This is a genomic window from Virgibacillus sediminis (assembly GCF_042643265.1).
Taxonomy (GTDB): Bacteria; Bacillota; Bacilli; order Bacillales; family Amphibacillaceae; genus Virgibacillus_O; species Virgibacillus_O sediminis.
The window spans coordinates 34,314-51,137 of record NZ_JBHRRZ010000039.1 but is presented as its reverse complement, the minus strand read 5'-3'; the positions used below and the strand labels follow the sequence as shown (position 1 = coordinate 51,137).

Here is a 16,824-nt window from a genome sequence, read left to right as displayed (position 1 = left end):
TAATTGTAACCAACTATAAACTAAATCTTATCCTAATTATATGAATCTATAAAGTCACCAAGATACGTGGTGCATGCTCCCCATGTATATAGAATCAAAGCTTTATATAGGATGGGTGGCAAATTTGTCCATTTTTCAACAATAATTTTATTATATAATAATTTTTAAAAAATGTGTATAAAATATTTTTTAATTAAATTGCGAAAACAAAGAAATGTTCGATTGGAATCTGAATTGTCGGACACTTATAATGGAATTAAGCAAGGAAATCCCAGGCAGTTCACCAAATTTTCGATTTTGGTCGACAAACAGCCAAGCTTCTGCTGAAAGTTGAAAGTGTTTACAATCCAAGATTAGAGGGGGAAGTGCTCTGAATTGGATGATAAACGAATCAGTGGAACTTTAGAGGGAAGAGTTGCAACCGTAACAGGATCCGCACTAGGTATCGGCAGAGCAATTGCAATGCAGCTTGCAAATTATGAGGCGAGTGATTTTGGATTAACAGTCCAAATAATGATTGCAGACATGAGACTGCCGAACAAATGCAAGCGCTAACAGAACCGTGGCAGTTTGCCGGAGATCTTTCCGATGTAAATGCATAAGCAATATGAGAGGGACTATAGAGCTCGCCAATTGCGGAACCAACATGCTTTAGTGTCATAATACTTAAATGGAGGGTGCTAAATGAACGAAATAGTTCGTGACTATCCAGAAAAAAATGAATTTCTTGTTCATCGCAGCGTATTTGCCGATAAAGAAATTCTCGCATGGGAAAGAGCAGAAATCTTTAATAAGTGCTGGTTGTTTATCGGCCACGAAACAGAAGTTCCCAACCCAGGTGATTTTAAACGGAAAAAAGTAGGGGGACGAAACCTGCTGCTCGTTCATAGCCAGGACGGAGAAATCAGAGTTTTGTATAATACCTGTCCGCACCGAGGAGCACTTGTCTGTCGGGAGAATGAGGGAAACCAACGTGCATTCCGCTGCTTCTATCATGCTTGGAGCTTTAAGAATGACGGTACATTGGCCGGTATGCCTGGCAAAGACGGTTTCCCTGATGATTTCAATGATGATGGCTCGAAAAACATGAAAGCGGTTAACTGTGTAGACAGCTACCGTGGATTCATGTTTGTCAACTTTGACGATGACGCCATTTCTCTTGATGAATATCTGGCAGGAGCAAAGGAGTACATCGATCTTGTTGCAGATCAGTCCGATGCTGGATTGGAAGTACTTGGGGGAGTTCAGGAATACAGCGTAAGAGCCAACTGGAAGCTGCTGGCTGAAAACAGTGTCGATCTATACCACGGCATGCCGACTCATAAAACTTATTTTGACATCAAGCAGAGCCAGGATCCTAATTTGAAAAAGGTACAGCTTGAAGGTAGAGGTATTGACCTGGGTAATGGCCATGCGGTTATGGAATATGTTGCTCCTTGGGGAAGGCCGGTTGCCCAGTGGACACCGATATGGAGCGAAGATTTAAAACGCGACATGGAGAAAATGAAAGAAAAATTGACAGAAAAGCACGGTGCAGAACGTGCAGAGCGGATTACCAGCTACAACCGGAATATTATCATCTTCCCGAACTTGGTTATCAATGACATTATGGCGATTACTGCGAGAACTTTCTATCCGACCTCTCCGGGGTATATTGAGGTCCAGGGTTATTCCCTCGCACCAAAGGGTGAAGATCCGGAACACCGGTTGGCAAGGAATAATAACTTCTTGGAGTTCCTCGGACCAGGCGGCTTTGCTACACCGGATGATAACGAGGCTTTGGAACTATGCCAGGAAGCTTACACCAATAACTCTGAGGTGGAATGGAACGATATTTCCAAAGGTATGGTCAGGGGTGAAGACAATACCCTTGCAACCGATGAACTTCAGATGAGAAGTTTCTGGAGGCAGTATAAGAAAAGGATTGAAAAAGTCTTGAATCAGGATAGGGAGGTTGCTTATAAATGACGGTAACAGCGGTAACCCATCAGAGTGTCGTCGATTTTCTTTATAAGGAAGCCAAAATATTGGATGAATGGAGATTGCTCGAATGGGCCGATTTATTCACAGATGATGGCACCTATATGGTTCCGCCGATCGGACACCCTGAGGCGTCGCCAACCGAATCTCTGTTTTATATCCATGACAGCCGTTCCCGACTGCAGGAGAGGGCGGAGAGACTATTGAAGAAAGAGGCCCATGTGGAATATCCGCACTCTACTACACTAAGAAACTATACCAATATACTAGTAGATGACCTTGATTCCGAGGTGATTAAAGTAGAATGCAACTTTACGACTTACCGGACCAAACGGGAAGTCATCGATACATTCATCGGCAAGTCCTACTATGATATTGTGCAGCAGGGCGATGGTCTTGCCATCAAAAATAAAAAAGCGGTCCTGCACCTGGACAGTCTGCGGCCTCATGGAAAAATCAGCTTGATTCTGTAATTGCTAACAATGTTTAAAAGGTGGTGTATGGATGAGTAAGGACACGGAAATTTACGACATTACGATAATTGGTGGCGGACCGATCGGTATGTTCACTGCATTCTATGCAGGAATGCGGCAGGCAAGTGTAAAAATTATCGAAAGTCTGCCGGAATTAGGTGGACAGCTGGCAGCGCTTTATCCCGATAAGTATGTGTACGATGTAGCTGGATTTCCGAAATTAAAAGCCAAGGATTTAGTAAAGAGCCTGACCGAACAGATGAATCAATTTGAAAATGAAGTCTGCCTGGGCGAGGAAGTTCAGGAAGTGATCAAGGAAGACGGCATTTTTGAGATCAGGACACCGAAACAGGTCCATTATTCCAAAACGATTATTATAACGGCAGGTAACGGTGCTTTCAAACCAAGGAAAATGAACTTGGAGAATGAAGCAAAATTTGAAGGCAATAACCTGCACTATAAGATAGATGATATCAATGATTTTAAAGATAAGGAAGTTTGTGTATTTGGTGGCGGCGACTCCGCCGTGGACTGGGCGTTGATGCTGGAGAAGCTGGCATCGAACGTAACTCTTGTCCATCGCCGGGATCGCTTCCGGGCACATGAGCACAGCGTGGAGCAATTGAAAGCGTCATCAGTAAATGTCATGACACCTTTTGTTCCGAAAGATATTGTCGGAGAGTCCAAAATTGATTGTATCAGCTGTAAGCAGGCTAAAGGAGATGCCACTGTGGATCTCGAGGCAGATGTATACTTGGTGAATTATGGCTTCATTTCCAATTTAGGACCGATTAATAACTGGGGTCTGGAAATTGAGAAGAATTCCATCGTGGTAAATTCCAGAGCAGAGACGAATATACCTGGTATTTATGCAGTTGGAGATATATCGACTTACCCTGGGAAAGTAAAACTTATGGCTACCGGCTTTGGGGAAGCCCCTATAGCTGTCAGCAATGCGAAAGTCTATATCGATCCGAATGAGTCCCTCGAAACGGCGCACAGTACGTCCATTATGAGCAGGGAGAAGAAAAAGAAGAAGAAGGCAGTAACCGCTAATTAGAAGACAGGGCAGTTAAGCGGTGCTGCCCAACAACATACACATATCTATTAAAAAATTCTGGAGGTTATTAATATGGCTAAAACTACAGACGAAATTTATACAGGTGCAAGTGCACAGGAAAGACTGGAAAGCTATTTGAGAGCGGTGGCTCACTTGGGGCACGTAGAGATCAGTGTCAATAACTTTGATAAGTCCCTATGGTTCTATACTGAAGTGCTTGGCTTGGCCTTGACTGAAACAGACGGAGATACTGCATACCTGAGAGCTTGGCAGGACTTTGACCATCATACCTTGGTGCTTCGGGCATCGGATAAATCAGAAGTGAACCGCATGGCCTGGCGCGTAAGCTCAGACGAGTCCTTGAAATTATTCGAAAAGCAGCTCAAGCTGATGAATATCGATTATACCTGGGTAGAAGGCGGGACGAAGAAGGCACTGGGTGATGCCCTGCATTTCAAATCCCCTTCCGGTCTGCCAATCGAGTTGTACTGGGAGAAAGAAAAGTTCGTTACAGATGACCCACAGGTAAAATCCAAGCTTCCGAGCCATCCAAGCAAATATACAGCTAAAGGGGTTGCACCGCGCCGTTTCGATCATGTAAACATCATCGTCGACGACGTGAAGAAGGAACAAGAGTGGTGGACTGATCTGTTAGGCATCCATCACCGCTATTACATCCAGAACAAGGAAAACGAACGTCTAGGCTCATGGCTCAGCAGAACGAATATCGCCCATGAAGTTGCCCTGATGCGCAATGCTAATCAGAATGGCGCAGCCTTCCACCATCTTGCCTATTTCTTGGATACAGGTGATGAATTGCTCCGCGCTGCCAACCTAATGGCAGAGAATGATATCAAAATCGAATGGGGTCCAGGTAAACATGGCACGAGCGGGGCACAATTCCTTTATGTGTTCGAGCCATCCGGTCACCGCATAGAAATCTGGACTGGTGGATTCCTCATCTTCTCCCCAGATTGGGAGCCAATCGAGTGGGTATCGGAAGTAGGACAGCTTGGTCTGGAAATGTGGGGAAGCACGCCGCCTGAGTCATACTTTACTTATGGTACGAAGCTTGGCGAGTAAGGTCTATAGATAAAATTAGAATCGGAAGAGATAGGCCAAGAAGGGGCCTGTCTCTTCTCTTCAAAAATACATGAAAGCTGGGAGAGGTCGTTGTGCCACAACCATTGAAAATTGATTTTCACACACATATCATTTCAGAAGAATTTTTGAATCTGGCGGAGAAATACGGAGATGACCGCTGGCCGGTCTTGGAAAAAACTTGTGACTGCGGTGCCAAGATCATGATTAAGGGTAAAAATTTCCGTGAAATCACCAACCATGCTTGGGATGCCAATGAACGGGTGAAAGATATGGATAAAGAAGGAATCGATGTCCAAGTGCTTTCTCCTATCCCCGTAACCTTCAGCTATTGGGCCGACGCTGAAAAAGGGTTGGAAATGGCAAGGTTTCAAAATGATTTCATCTCCTCCACAGTAGCAGAGCATCCAACAAGACTGATGGGGATTGGAACGGTGCCGTTGCAGGATGTAGATGCAGCCATAAAAGAAATGGAGCGGGCGGTCAATGAACTCGGGTTGAAAGGGATAGAGATCGGAAGCAATGTAAATGGCAAGAACTTGGATGATCCTGAATTGGAGCGTTTCTTCAAAGCTGCAAATGACAAAGGAATCCCATTGTTTGTCCACCCATGGCAGACCGTAGGGAAGGATCGTATGCCACGCCATAATTTCATGTATATGGTCGGAATGCCTTCTGAGACGGCATTGGCGGCTGGAAGCATTATTATGAGTGGGATGCTGGATAAATACCCGGATCTGAAAATCTGCTTCGCCCATGGCGGAGGGTCATTGCCATATCTTCTACCAAGAATGGATAAAGGCTGGAACGTTTGGCCACAGATTAGAAAAACGGAACATCCGCCGAGCCATTATGCGAAACAGCTATACTATGATTCATTGGTATACGATGAAAATAATCTCCAATTCATGATTGATAGGTTTGGAGTAGATCAGATCATCGCCGGTTCGGACTACCCATTCCTCCTGCGCGAGGCGCCATCCGGAAAAGTCGTAGATCGATTAAAGTCGCTGAGCGATGAGGAGAAAGAAAGAATTCATGGGCTGAATGCCTTGAAATTCTTAAATGTAAGGAAAGAGGAATACACCAAAAGATTAATGACTGAGAAATAAAAGGAGAGGATTATTTTGGCATTTGTAATAACAGACGCGTGCAGTAATGAAAAGGCAGCAGAATGTGTCGGTATTTGCCCCGTGGATTGTATAGAAGAAGGTCCGGACCAATTTTTTATCGATCCAAATGCATGTATTGACTGTGGTGCCTGTGTTGCTACTTGTCCAGTAAATGCGATTGTAGATGAGCATGATTTGTCGCCTGAGCAGGAAGAACAGCTGGAAAAGGCTGAGGCCTTTTTCGGATAGCAATTAATCTAAGAATACCCTTGTTAATTGGGAATGTTGATGTAATGATCAGCATTCCTTTTTTTACATAGAGAAAACATGTATGCTTTCATATCGCCACCTCTGTAAGAAACTGCTGAATACATATCCTGCCAAGGTCTTGTGTCCCCTTGCTCCCGAACGAAATTAACAGGACGCAACTTCATAAGAAACCGCGCCCCGAAAAAAAATAAGTATGTAAGAATTATGGCGAACTTCCGGGTGATTTTATTGTTCAAGCAAGCCCTTGAACATCTCCACGCCAACTTCGATGAGTTCATCGCGGAAGTCATATTCGGAAGTATGGATAGGTGGGTAATCTTCTCCATTCCCGATAAAGAAATAGGCCCCTTTTGTTTTCTTTGTATAGTGGCCAAAATCCTCGGAAGCGCGGTAGGCTTCTTTCATTTCAATCAGCTGGTAGTCTTTTTCCTCAGCCACTTTCCGCACTTTGTCTGCACTTGCTTTATGGTTTGCTGTTTCTGGGAAAGTATCATTATAGGAAATGTTTACCTGTAACTCATATTCCCCGGCCTGTTCTTGTGCTAGGTTTTCTAAGTTTTTCTGGAGCTGGTCCAGTTCCTCTTCATATTGAGCACGGATGGTGAGGCATAACTCCCCCTTGCTTGCAGACATGCCGAATGCCTTTTCCCCGATGTTTACCTGTACTACCGTGCAGAGGACAGTGCCTTTATTATTGTCCGGAGAGGTGAACTCAGGGATGGAGTCGATAATTTTAGCTGCTGCAAAGGCTGGGTTTACTCCATCTTCCGGCTGGCTGGCATGGGCGGGCGATCCTTCCATTTCAATAATCATGCCCTTGGATGCATAGTGTGCAGTTCCGTCAATGATGTTGACTGATTTGTAAGGCAAGCCGCTCATATTATGATAGCCGAAAATTTCCTCAATATTATTTTCTTCCAGGAGAGAGACACATTCAGCAGCCCCGTCGCCAGTTTCCTCTGCATGCTGGAAAAGGAAGAAGATATTTTGATCGGAGCCATTCTGATCAATTTCTAAGGCGAATGCAGCCAATGTTGAAGAGTGGCCGTCATGGCCGCATTTATGTGCTACATTGGCAAATTGGGAAGCATATGGCAGGTCAATGGCTTCTTCCATGGGCAGAGCATCCATGTCAGCGCGAAACGCTATGTTCTTTTTATTGTCTCCTGCTTGGTAGACTGCATAGAACCACCGCCCTTTATCAACGATTTTAAGTTTTGTGTGTTTTTGTAGAAATGCTATTAAATGTTGCTTTGTCCATATTTCCTGGTTGGACAATTCCGGATGCTGGTGCAGTTCATGACGAAGTTGTATTGCCAAATCTAAATTCTGTCGGTTCAAAACATGCATCTCCTTCTAGCCATATATTCTATTGGGTTATAAGAATTGTTTGTATTTTAGCATTAATTTGCTGCCTTGTCATTGGTCGAATATTGAATGATGTTTAGTAGAGGGTGCATGAATATCTCGAAACGCACAAAGAAGCTAGCAGCTGTCTAAGCAAGGTATTGCACTTGAGGCCATTAACCCTTGGAATACTTCTGTTTGTCGCTTACCTTAATCGGGACGGGGCACAGATTCCATACAGTATAAATTAAAAAGCTGTACAGGTGCACTCCTTATCTACGTGTACCTGTACAGCTTATATAATGTTTAATAAACGGCATCCAGCCGTATGTTATCCAGCGTTCTAGTGATATGGCAGACCGTCTCCTTATCAGAAGTTGTATTCATGGAGTATGATTGTTGATAAGCTTCATGTCCCTTGCCGGTTATAATCACCCAATCTCCGGGTTCGCTTTGTTCAATGGCTTGTTTAATGGCGAGGGTACGGTCGGGCAATACAGTTCCTTTCTGATTGCCCTGATCACTTTGAAGTTGTCTTAAAGTATCCACCATTTCATTATAGGAAACACTATTAAGGTCATCCAGGGTCAAAACGTATTGATCGCTCAATGAAGCGCTTAAGCGAAGCATTTCTTCCCGCTTACTTATATCCCTGTCGCCCCTGAAGCCGAATACATGGATAATTCTTTTCGCTCCACAATCTTTGGCGGTATTTAAACAGTTGTCAATAGCGTCTGGTGTATGGGCGTAATCGATGATAATTTTCTGTCCCTCTGGAAGAGTGTTGATTTCAAACCTGCCGTCGATTCCGTCGAATCGCAGAAGAGACTCCCTTACATCTTCCTTTGATATCCCAGAGAGGATGGCCGCTGTATATGCTGAAATGGTGTTATACATATTATGGACTCCCAGGATAGGGGAGCAGATCAAATCGGTTTTCCCATTCTCTTCCAAAGTAATGGTAGATGCATCCGTGTTGAAGCCATGTATCCTTATAGAGCTTTGTGCCGATTTACCGGTAGCATAGACAGTTTTGCCTTGTTCCTCAAGGAGATTGGCAAGTTTGCTGCCCCATTCATTATCCGTGTTTACGATTGCACAGCCATTAACTTTCAGGTGGTCAAACAAAGACTTCTTTGCTTGAAAGTAATTATCCATTGTACGGTGGTAATCAAGATGTTCGGGATGGAGATTGGTGAACAGGCATAGATCAAACTGGACACCTTCCACCCTGAATTGGGACAAACCATGCGATGATACTTCTACGATGGCGGTGTCGTCTCTGCTTTCCGCCAGCATTCTGTGCATCTCCAGTGAACTGGGTGTTGTATTTGAGCTCTTCCTGGCTTCCCCGTTGATAATATTCTGTATGGTGCCTATAACAGCACAGGAGTGCCCATTATCCTCCAGGATATGTTTTAAAAGGTAACTCGTAGTGGTTTTCCCATTGGTGCCCGTCACACCTATCATCCATTTCTTTTCCGCAGGGTCTCCGTAGAAGTTTTTCGCCAGAATCCCTAATGCCTTTCTGCTGTTCTCTACTTGAATATAGGGAACAGGCAAACCGGACAGACCCTGCTCTCCTATAATCAGGCACGCCCCTTTATCGATGGCATCGTTGATAAAGTCATGGCCGTCCGAACGAAATCCACTTATTGCTACAAATATATAATTGGCTGCTACATCAGCAGAACTGTCAGCCAACCCTTTAATTTTCAGCTGTTCTGTATCTACGGATATTTGGTTTTTCTTTTCCAGTCCATTTAGCAGCTGTGTCAGTTTCATCGTTGTCCGCCTCCTCTTAAGCGAAACTGCTGTTGTTTTTTATGTTCTATGTAATTAAAAGTCCATTTTAAATGAAGCAAGGTGGTTATTGCTAGTGTATGTACTTACGGCTCTGTTCGTATGGGGGACATATCTAATGAGCCATTTACGGTTAATTCCCTTTTACAGAAGCTGTTAAACGTTTTTTTAACCCGGTAAGGGCAAGGCTGTGTTTGGTCATTAGTCTTAGTAAAAGGGGGGGCGCTATTCACAGCTCGTCCTAATAAAAATTGGAAGCAATGTATGAATTATACAGGATACAATTGTCAGGATACAATTGTCGAATGAAAAGGATATCTCCGGAGAATCGAGGAGAAGAGGTGAGGGGCAATATCTCCTAAATAAATCAAGAGGAATAAGCCTGTGTTATTGCATTGGTGATAATAATGTGTTTTAAAGTATAAAAAATGATAGTCGTGGATTTTTATTCATACTTTCATTAAACTTTCACATAGGAGATGTAAGTTATAGGCAGAAAGATATTATAATGGAGGTATATCCAAGTATGGCAGTGGCCAGCAAATTGACATCCCTGGGCATCATTGTTTTCAGTGTTGCATTAGGACTGTTATCTTATTATCTTATGAACGATCAATCGGAGAAGCAAAAGAAAAAGCATGTAGAAGAAGTCATTTCACAACTGGTCAATTTTGTCATCTTTATATGGCTGGCAAAAATTATTCTGAACGTTGGGGTGTTTATCACCGATCCTCTAGTCGTATTGGCATACCCGGCATCGTCGAATGCTTTCTATCTGGCCGTTCTATTAAGTGCTTTACTGCTGTTTTATAAGGCAAAGCGAAAACAGCTGGACATGCGTTCATTTATGGAAACTTCTTTGCATACGTTTTTAGTGGCTTCATTTGTGTATGAATTCTTCCAGCTGGTCTGGAATGGAGATGAATATGCGTTTGGTTACGTAAGTGTATTGGCCGTATTGTTGGCTGTATACTTCCTTATCCATGGACGTATCGGTAGAGACCGATTGATTATTGTGATGCTTACTGGCTGGACAGCAGGTATATTGATTCTTTCCACCCTGCAGCCGTTTGTTGCAGTTTTTGGCTATATGGTGGAAGTCTGGTTCATTTTACTTTTTTATATGATCAGCTTGGGGTTACATATTTTTTATCAAAGAAAGAGGGGCTATAATGGGAATTGAAGCAGATACGATATTACTTGCCGGAATGCTGCTTGCAATCGGAGCTGGGGCTATTTCTTTTCTATCGCCATGTGTATTGCCGATATTCCCGGCGTATTTGTCGTATATTACTGGCATAAGTGTGAAAGAATTGCAGGGAAGCCAAAGCTCGAGAATGCGTGGACAGCTACTGGGTCATTCGGCATTTTTCTTGTTAGGGGTATCGCTAGTCTTCATTAGTTTGGGCGCAGGTGCCTCATTCTTGGGACAATGGATTCAGGATATGCTGCTTGGTGACTCCGGCCTCCTTCTGCAGCGTATTGCTGGTGTTTTCATCATTTTCATGGGCCTGTTTATCGGCGGTTGGATCAATATTACTGGGTTTATGAAAGAAAAACGGTTTCATTATTCCAAGAAACCGGCAGGATATCTAGGTACATTCTTTGTTGGCCTGGGATTTGCTGCGGGATGGACTCCATGTATCGGCCCTATATTTGGTTCGATCCTGCTGCTTTCGGCAAGTCATCCTGGTCAAGGCGTGTTTTACACTGTTATGTATGTCATCGGGTTTGCTCTGCCTTTCATTACTTTGACCTTTTTCCTCGGGTCGACCAGATGGCTGACTCGGTATAGCCAGACGATCATGAAAGTGGGCGCAATTATCATGATCATCATGGGATTGGTATTGTTCTTTGGGTTGATGCCACACATATCAGGGTTTATCCTTGATTTAGTACAGGATACGTGGTTGGCAAAATTAGGGTAGAGGATGTGATATCCAATGAAAAACGGTTTAATTATCATGATTTTAATGCTTGGCATGGTGGGCTGGGCAATATATGACTTTGCATCCTCAGGAGAAGGATCTGAGGAGATAGAGGAGAACGTGGTGGAGGATGATGCTGCAACGGTCACAGCAGGGCAAACAGATGTGGAGGAAAAAGATGAAGAGGGGGTACTACCAGGCTATTTGGCGCCAGATTTTGAGTTGACTACCCTGGATGGGGAGACAGTGAAATTGTCGGACTACAGAGGGAAGCGGGTCATGCTGAATTTTTGGGCAACCTGGTGTCCGCCATGCCGCGATGAGATGCCGGATATGCAGAAGCTTTACGATAATCACGAGGTGGAAGTATTGGCGGTAGACCTGTTGGATACTGAAAAGAGCGAAGCAGATGTGGCCGATTTCGTGGAAGAATTGGAATTATCCTTCCCCATCTTGCTGGATGAGACTTCTGCTGTAGCGGATAAATATAAAGTCCAGGCATATCCCACCACCTATATGATTGATTCGGAGGGCCGGATTCAATCGCGGATGATGGGGGCTATGAATTACGATATGATGGTGGAACGTCTAGAGGAAATGGAATAGCAGACATTGGGAGCATGTGTCCCCTTTCTGTAAAGGAGCTAGGCGTAAAAAGATAGCAGCGGAATTTCCTAGGGAATTCCGTGTTTTTTTTGGAACACTAAGTGTACGGCTTGTGTAAAGCTGTATGAGTTTTGTTGACGAAGACTGGAGAATGGAAGTGAAACAGATGGAGGAATGTAATAGGGTGATTCAATGAGCAACCAGACACAGAATCAAATAAAAAAAAGAAACGGAAACAAAAGAATCCAAGTATATTCAACAGCATCTGGCCAATGAGCGGACCTTCTTGGCTTGGGTGCGGCCAGCCATAGCCATTATGGGGGTGGGCTTTCTTGTTGCCAATATGCATTATGCTACGGATGCCCCGCATACACCGAATGCGGATATGCTGGCAAATATCATTGGTCTAGCGTCTGTAGCCTTAGGAATTTTAACTGTGCTTTTGGCTTTAGCAAGTTACACAAAGAAAACAAAGTCCATCAATGATCAGACCTTCCGTAGCTCAAAAGTGACGTTGATTTCGATAGGCATCCTGGTCATTGCTATTGCTCTGGTTTTTTCGGTGTATTTTCTAATGTTAAACTAGTAGGAGCCGGAAAGGAGCTTTGCCATGAAACTTGTTATTACAGGGGATACGCATATGCCGAGGAGAGGGACCCAGCTGCCAGCTCGGCTGGAGCAGGAGTTGAAAACAGCCAACCTAATCATTCATACCGGAGACTGGCAGACCATGGATATGTATCATATGCTCTCCGAGTTTGGCGAAGTACGTGGCGTTTTCGGAAATGTAGATGGAGAGGATATTTGCAGAAAATTTCCGGAGAAGCTGGTGCTCGAACTGGAGGGATACCGAATCGGTGTCGTCCATGGCCATGGAGAGAGGAAGACGACCGAAAGGCGGGCAATCGAAGCATTTGATGGAGAGGATTTGGATATCATCATCTTTGGCCATTCCCATATTCCATTATTACGGTATTCCAAAAGAAGATTGCTGCTCAATCCAGGATCTCCCATGGATAAGCGGACAACTCCCTATTATTCGTTTGCTGTCCTGCATCTGGGACCGGAGATAAGAGCGGAGCATGTATTCTACGATGAAAAAATATGAGTTTTCATTGGAAATAGTGGAGGCAGTACATTGCCCGGGAAATAAGAGAACCAAACAGACATCAATAATGGCGGGAGGAGTATTGCTGCAGCATTTATAAGTGGTCTTTCGTTAAAGAGGATACTGCACTGCCTATTAGAGGATAAAACCTACAATGCTTCGGAGGGCTATCTAGGACACTTAAAAAACGGGTATTAGTTCTTGAGAGACCTTGGGAGATGACAAGACACTTCCTTTGTGTTTACATAAAGTTTGTACTATCATTATAGATTGGATAGAGTATTGTCAACGATGAAATCAACCCTTTACATAAGCGGGGCTGGAGTCCTGCTCAACATGGATATTACAAGGATTATAAAGGAGCGCTTATAAGTGGAAATAGGAATCGATAAAATAGGCTTTTATGCACCCCATATGTATCTGGATATGAACAAGCTGGCCGTGGAGCGGAATGTAGAACCTGAAAAGTTTACGATAGGAATCGGACAAGAGAAAATGGCCATTGCACCAATCACTCAGGACTCGGTGACATTGGCTGCCAATGCAGCACTGAATATTTTGGATGAGGAAGATAAGGAGAAAATCGATTTTGTTCTGTTTGGAACAGAAACCGGGATTGATCATTCCAAGTCGGGGGCAGTTTATGTACATCGGCTATTGGGTATCAATCCAAACGCCCGTGCTGTGGAAGTGAAACAGGCATGCTATGGAGCTACTGCAGCAATTCAGATGGCGAAAGGGCATATCGCATTGAATCCGGAGAGCAAGGTGCTTGTACTTGGCTCGGATATTGCCAGGTATGGCTTAAAAACTGGTGGGGAAGCGACTCAGGGAGCAGGTGCTGTAGCCATGGTGATCAGTGCGGAGCCGCGTGTCATGAGATTCGAAGGGCCAAGTGCCTTCTACTCTGATGATATCATGGATTTCTGGCGTCCAGTATACTCGGACAAGGCAATGGTGGATGGCAAGTTCTCTAATGAACAGTATATCTCCTTCTTTACCAAGGTATGGAAGCAATATAAGGAGAAGGCAGGACTGTCATTGGAAGACTTTGAAGCAATCTGTTTCCATTTGCCATATACAAAAATGGGGAAAAAGGCCCTGCGTGCGGTAATCGAAGAAGCTTCTCAAAGTGTCCAGGAGCGCCTCATGGACAATTACCAAGTCAGCACGGAGTATAACCGGAATGTCGGCAACATCTACACAGGCTCCCTTTATCTAAGTCTTCTTTCTTTGTTGGAGGAAAAAGAAGATCTTGCAGATGGTTCGTTGATCGGACTATTCAGTTATGGATCAGGGGCAGTCGGTGAATTTTTTGCGGGACGGCTACAGCCGAACTACCGGGACCATTTGTTTACGGAGAAGCATGATGAACTCTTCGGAACACGCAAAGAAATATCCGTGGAAGAGTATGAAAACATGTTTGAGGAAACGCTCCCTTCTGATGGATCGTCCATTGAATTGGATATTGATGCAGATCCGGCACCTATCTGCCTGTCCGGCATTAAAGAGCACTCCCGTCAATATGTCAATAAGCAGCGAGATGTCAGCACACTGAGCGGTGGGGACTCCCGCTGAATTTAGGATATGAACCCCCGGCCGGCCGCCGGGGGTTTTATTATAGAAGTTGGAGGAAAAGTTTACTTTTTGAAATGGAAGAGAAACTGATAATTTTGTTTTTAGGCTAATCCGTCTTGTTAGGAGGTGCTGTATAATGGGTTTTTGTGAGCTTTGCGGACGGCGGAATGTAGAAACGACAGTACATCATTTAGTGCCAAAGCAGATGGGAGGGACATTCGGACCCACTGCTGATTTATGCAGACCCTGTCATAGGCAAATTCACGCTCTATACAGCAATCAGGAAATTCACAGCAGGCTTTCAACGTTAAAAAAGCTTAGGGAAGATGAGCAACTATCCAGGTTTATCAGTTGGATTCGTAAACAGCCGCCTCATAAGAGCATTAAAATAAAAAAATCAAATGAACGGAAAAGAAGATGAGGAACCGCTTGGAAGGCTGTTATGCCGAGCAAGCGGCCATTTTTTGTTTATAGAACTATGATGAACAAGTGTAGCTTCCATGAAAGAGTATCTTTTAGCCGGTGTGATCATTCAGCATCGATTTGAAGTGTTATAAAAGTCCGGCAAAACTCGGATAGGCGAGTTTTCCTATCTGCGAGGAAATGTTTCTTTAAGTTTGCTGCTTCCGGTGGCCATGCAAATAATTCACAGTTGCTTAGTACAATCATACGCCGCTACCTGTACTTCGCTTCCTTGCTGTCCAAGACTTGTAAATATACCTTAGCTATTACAGCCATACTACGATTAGGCCGAAACAAGTAGAAGGATGGATGTAACATGATACCAAAATGGTTGCTCATATCAGCAGGGATACTTATTTTTTTGGGAGCTGCAACTTGGTATGGACTTTTAACTCCAACTAAAGACATAGAAGAAGATATCAATAACACTTCTAAACCGACGGTGTTTCTCATTGTGGATTCTTTGATGGATGAGCCGATGCTACAGGCAATTAAAGAAGGAAAGGCTCCGGCACTAAAATTTCTAATGGAACAGGGGGATTATATCCCAGAAGTGGTCAGTTCCTATCCCACCATGTCTGTAACTATAGACAGCACTCTCTTGACCGGGTCATATGCTGATGGCCACCAGCTGCCTGGACTAGTATGGTTCCATCCAGAGGAACAAAGGCTTGTGAATTATGGTGCGGGGAAAATGGAAGTGCTCCAGCAAGGGATTAAGCAGGTGGTTCAGGATGGTGTCTACAACCTTAATGAAAAACATTTAAGCAATGAAATGACCACCATTTATGAAGAGCTTTATGATATAGGTCTTTCCTCAGCTTCTATCAATGGACTGGTATACCGGGGTAAAGAAAGTCATCAGCTGCATATCCCAGGGCTTGCAACTGCATTTAATCTTTTGCCGGATACGTTGCAGGTGAAGGGGCCATCCATCTTGTCCATGGGAATAGTATCCCGGCTTAATCCTGAGAATGTCAAAAACAATAATCCATGGCAGGGACTTGGCGTCAATGATACTTTTACGGCGGAGGAAGTAAGGTTTTTGATTGAGAATAACAGCCTGCCGTCATTCACGCTTGCTTATTTGCCCGATCTTGACCATTATCTGCATGAAGAAGGACCGGAGGATTTAAAGGGAATTGAAGCAGCAGATAAGCAGATCCAGCGAATTCTCAACGCTTATCCAACTTGGGAAGCAGCCTTGGAAGAAATCAGCCTGATTGTCTACGGGGACAGTGGCCAGTCGTTTATTGGGAAAGAAAAGAATGAGGCGGTTATTGATCTTACTGAGCTTGGGGAGGAGTTTCAGGTAGCTGAGGCGGGCAAGGAAGTGCAACAGGAAGATCAGGTCATTTTAGGTGTTAATGAACGGATGGCTTATATCTATTTACTTGATGAGTCGATTACCTATGAAAAAATTGCCTTTTTTCTAAGAAAGGATCCACGTATAGGTTTTATTGCCTGGAAAGATGATAGGGGAAACCATGTATTTGCAGGTAAGTCACAGGAAAAGCTGATCTTTCAGCAAGACGGGACGTTTAGCGATAAATATGGCCAGAACTGGGATATTAAGGGTAATCCGGCAGCATTGGACCTATCAATAGCTGATACAGGGGACATTGAGTATGGTGATTACCCGGATGCATTGGCAAGGCTATACGGTGCGCTGCATTCTCATCGGGGGCGTTTTCTAATAGTTGATGCCATGCCAGGGTATGAGTTTGTCGCTGAACACTCGCCGACTCATCTAGGAGGTGCTGGACACGGCTCCCTGCATAAAAAGGATTCCGTAACTCCTCTCATTGTTACAGGTATTCACACTAAACCCCGCTATCCCCGTGTAGTCGATTTTAAGCAATGGTTGTTGGAAGAGGTTGGGCAGTAAACGGCAACTGCCTTGTCTCCCCCTCTGCTCTTGTAAGACATATACATAATCAGCCAGCTCTTGCGCCACTATAAAGGATAGAGCTTCCGGCTCAAAACATCGTGATGG

At 44.1% G+C, this 16,824-nt stretch carries 17 protein-coding genes; 15 read left to right on the top strand and 2 right to left on the bottom strand.

What is annotated here, in order from left to right:
* Window positions 1-375: 375 nt before the first annotated feature.
* From ACFODW_RS16010 to ACFODW_RS15980, 7 genes are all read left to right on the top strand, one after another.
* Window positions 376-555: a hypothetical protein gene (locus ACFODW_RS16010; protein ID WP_390307798.1), complete on the top strand. Its 180-nt coding sequence runs from the start codon at window positions 376-378 to the stop codon at window positions 553-555.
* A 129-nt stretch (window positions 556-684) separates the two neighbouring features.
* Window positions 685-1,968, top strand: coding sequence for an aromatic ring-hydroxylating oxygenase subunit alpha (locus tag ACFODW_RS16005; protein WP_390307797.1), 1,284 nt, complete (start codon window positions 685-687; stop codon window positions 1,966-1,968).
* On the top strand, window positions 1,965-2,453 hold the full coding sequence (locus ACFODW_RS16000) for an aromatic-ring-hydroxylating dioxygenase subunit beta (protein ID WP_390307796.1): 489 nt from the start codon (window positions 1,965-1,967) through the stop codon (window positions 2,451-2,453). The genes ACFODW_RS16005 and ACFODW_RS16000 overlap by 4 nt, the downstream gene beginning before the upstream one ends.
* A 31-nt stretch (window positions 2,454-2,484) precedes the next feature.
* Window positions 2,485-3,513, top strand: a complete 1,029-nt coding sequence (locus ACFODW_RS15995) for an NAD(P)/FAD-dependent oxidoreductase (RefSeq protein WP_390307795.1) — start codon at window positions 2,485-2,487, stop codon at window positions 3,511-3,513.
* A gap of 72 nt (window positions 3,514-3,585) precedes the next feature.
* On the top strand, window positions 3,586-4,596 hold the full coding sequence (locus ACFODW_RS15990; RefSeq protein WP_390307794.1) for a VOC family protein: 1,011 nt from the start codon (window positions 3,586-3,588) through the stop codon (window positions 4,594-4,596).
* A gap of 104 nt (window positions 4,597-4,700) precedes the next feature.
* Window positions 4,701-5,726, top strand: a complete 1,026-nt coding sequence (locus ACFODW_RS15985) for an amidohydrolase family protein (RefSeq protein WP_390307949.1) — start codon at window positions 4,701-4,703, stop codon at window positions 5,724-5,726.
* Between the two features lie 15 nt (window positions 5,727-5,741).
* Window positions 5,742-5,975, top strand: coding sequence for an indolepyruvate ferredoxin oxidoreductase subunit alpha (locus ACFODW_RS15980; protein ID WP_390307793.1), 234 nt, complete (start codon window positions 5,742-5,744; stop codon window positions 5,973-5,975).
* A gap of 246 nt (window positions 5,976-6,221) precedes the next feature.
* Here the strand turns inward: ACFODW_RS15980 and ACFODW_RS15975 are convergent, their stop codons facing one another.
* On the bottom strand, window positions 6,222-7,337 hold the full coding sequence (locus ACFODW_RS15975) for a M20 metallopeptidase family protein (protein WP_390307792.1): 1,116 nt from the start codon (window positions 7,335-7,337) through the stop codon (window positions 6,222-6,224).
* A 312-nt stretch (window positions 7,338-7,649) separates the two neighbouring features.
* A complete protein-coding gene (locus ACFODW_RS15970) occupies window positions 7,650-9,128 on the bottom strand; it encodes a UDP-N-acetylmuramoyl-L-alanyl-D-glutamate--2,6-diaminopimelate ligase (protein WP_390307791.1) in 1,479 nt (492 codons plus the stop codon).
* Between the two features lie 544 nt (window positions 9,129-9,672).
* Between ACFODW_RS15970 and ACFODW_RS15965 the strand changes: the two genes are divergently transcribed.
* The 8 genes from ACFODW_RS15965 (at window position 9,673) to ACFODW_RS15930 (ending at window position 16,716) form a co-directional block, all read left to right on the top strand.
* Window positions 9,673-10,329 carry a hypothetical protein gene (locus ACFODW_RS15965; protein WP_390307790.1) on the top strand — a complete coding sequence of 219 codons (657 nt, stop codon included), beginning with the start codon at window positions 9,673-9,675 and terminating at the stop codon, window positions 10,327-10,329.
* Window positions 10,319-11,074 carry a cytochrome c biogenesis CcdA family protein gene (locus ACFODW_RS15960; RefSeq protein ID WP_390307789.1) on the top strand — a complete coding sequence of 252 codons (756 nt, stop codon included), beginning with the start codon at window positions 10,319-10,321 and terminating at the stop codon, window positions 11,072-11,074. Before ACFODW_RS15965 ends, ACFODW_RS15960 begins: the two co-directional genes overlap by 11 nt.
* A 15-nt stretch (window positions 11,075-11,089) precedes the next feature.
* Window positions 11,090-11,680, top strand: coding sequence for a peroxiredoxin family protein (locus tag ACFODW_RS15955; protein WP_390307788.1), 591 nt, complete (start codon window positions 11,090-11,092; stop codon window positions 11,678-11,680).
* 253 nt (window positions 11,681-11,933) lie between these two features.
* Entirely contained in the window at window positions 11,934-12,266 is a 333-nt protein-coding gene (locus ACFODW_RS15950) for a YidH family protein (RefSeq protein WP_390307948.1), read from the top strand.
* A gap of 24 nt (window positions 12,267-12,290) precedes the next feature.
* The gene (locus tag ACFODW_RS15945; protein ID WP_390307787.1) at window positions 12,291-12,788 is read left to right on the top strand and encodes a metallophosphoesterase family protein; all 498 of its coding nucleotides are present in this window, start codon (window positions 12,291-12,293) and stop codon (window positions 12,786-12,788) included.
* A gap of 372 nt (window positions 12,789-13,160) precedes the next feature.
* Window positions 13,161-14,366: a hydroxymethylglutaryl-CoA synthase gene (locus ACFODW_RS15940; RefSeq protein WP_390307786.1), complete on the top strand. Its 1,206-nt coding sequence runs from the start codon at window positions 13,161-13,163 to the stop codon at window positions 14,364-14,366.
* Between the two features lie 136 nt (window positions 14,367-14,502).
* Window positions 14,503-14,787 carry an HNH endonuclease gene (locus tag ACFODW_RS15935; RefSeq protein WP_390307785.1) on the top strand — a complete coding sequence of 95 codons (285 nt, stop codon included), beginning with the start codon at window positions 14,503-14,505 and terminating at the stop codon, window positions 14,785-14,787.
* A 357-nt stretch (window positions 14,788-15,144) separates the two neighbouring features.
* Window positions 15,145-16,716 carry an alkaline phosphatase family protein gene (locus tag ACFODW_RS15930; protein WP_390307784.1) on the top strand — a complete coding sequence of 524 codons (1,572 nt, stop codon included), beginning with the start codon at window positions 15,145-15,147 and terminating at the stop codon, window positions 16,714-16,716.
* Window positions 16,717-16,824: the final 108 nt, after the last annotated feature.

Coding starts and splice junctions, on each gene's coding strand:
- ACFODW_RS16005 (WP_390307797.1), top strand. CDS start 685: ATGAACGAAATAGTTCGTGACTATCCAGAAAAAAATGAATTTCTTGTT.
- ACFODW_RS16000 (WP_390307796.1), top strand. CDS start 1,965: ATGACGGTAACAGCGGTAACCCATCAGAGTGTCGTCGATTTTCTTTAT.
- ACFODW_RS15995 (WP_390307795.1), top strand. CDS start 2,485: ATGAGTAAGGACACGGAAATTTACGACATTACGATAATTGGTGGCGGA.
- ACFODW_RS15990 (WP_390307794.1), top strand. CDS start 3,586: ATGGCTAAAACTACAGACGAAATTTATACAGGTGCAAGTGCACAGGAA.
- ACFODW_RS15970 (WP_390307791.1), bottom strand. CDS start 9,128: ATGAAACTGACACAGCTGCTAAATGGACTGGAAAAGAAAAACCAAATA.
- ACFODW_RS15965 (WP_390307790.1), top strand. CDS start 9,673: ATGGCAGTGGCCAGCAAATTGACATCCCTGGGCATCATTGTTTTCAGT.
- ACFODW_RS15960 (WP_390307789.1), top strand. CDS start 10,319: ATGGGAATTGAAGCAGATACGATATTACTTGCCGGAATGCTGCTTGCA.
- ACFODW_RS15955 (WP_390307788.1), top strand. CDS start 11,090: ATGAAAAACGGTTTAATTATCATGATTTTAATGCTTGGCATGGTGGGC.
- ACFODW_RS15945 (WP_390307787.1), top strand. CDS start 12,291: ATGAAACTTGTTATTACAGGGGATACGCATATGCCGAGGAGAGGGACC.
- ACFODW_RS15935 (WP_390307785.1), top strand. CDS start 14,503: ATGGGTTTTTGTGAGCTTTGCGGACGGCGGAATGTAGAAACGACAGTA.
- ACFODW_RS15930 (WP_390307784.1), top strand. CDS start 15,145: ATGATACCAAAATGGTTGCTCATATCAGCAGGGATACTTATTTTTTTG.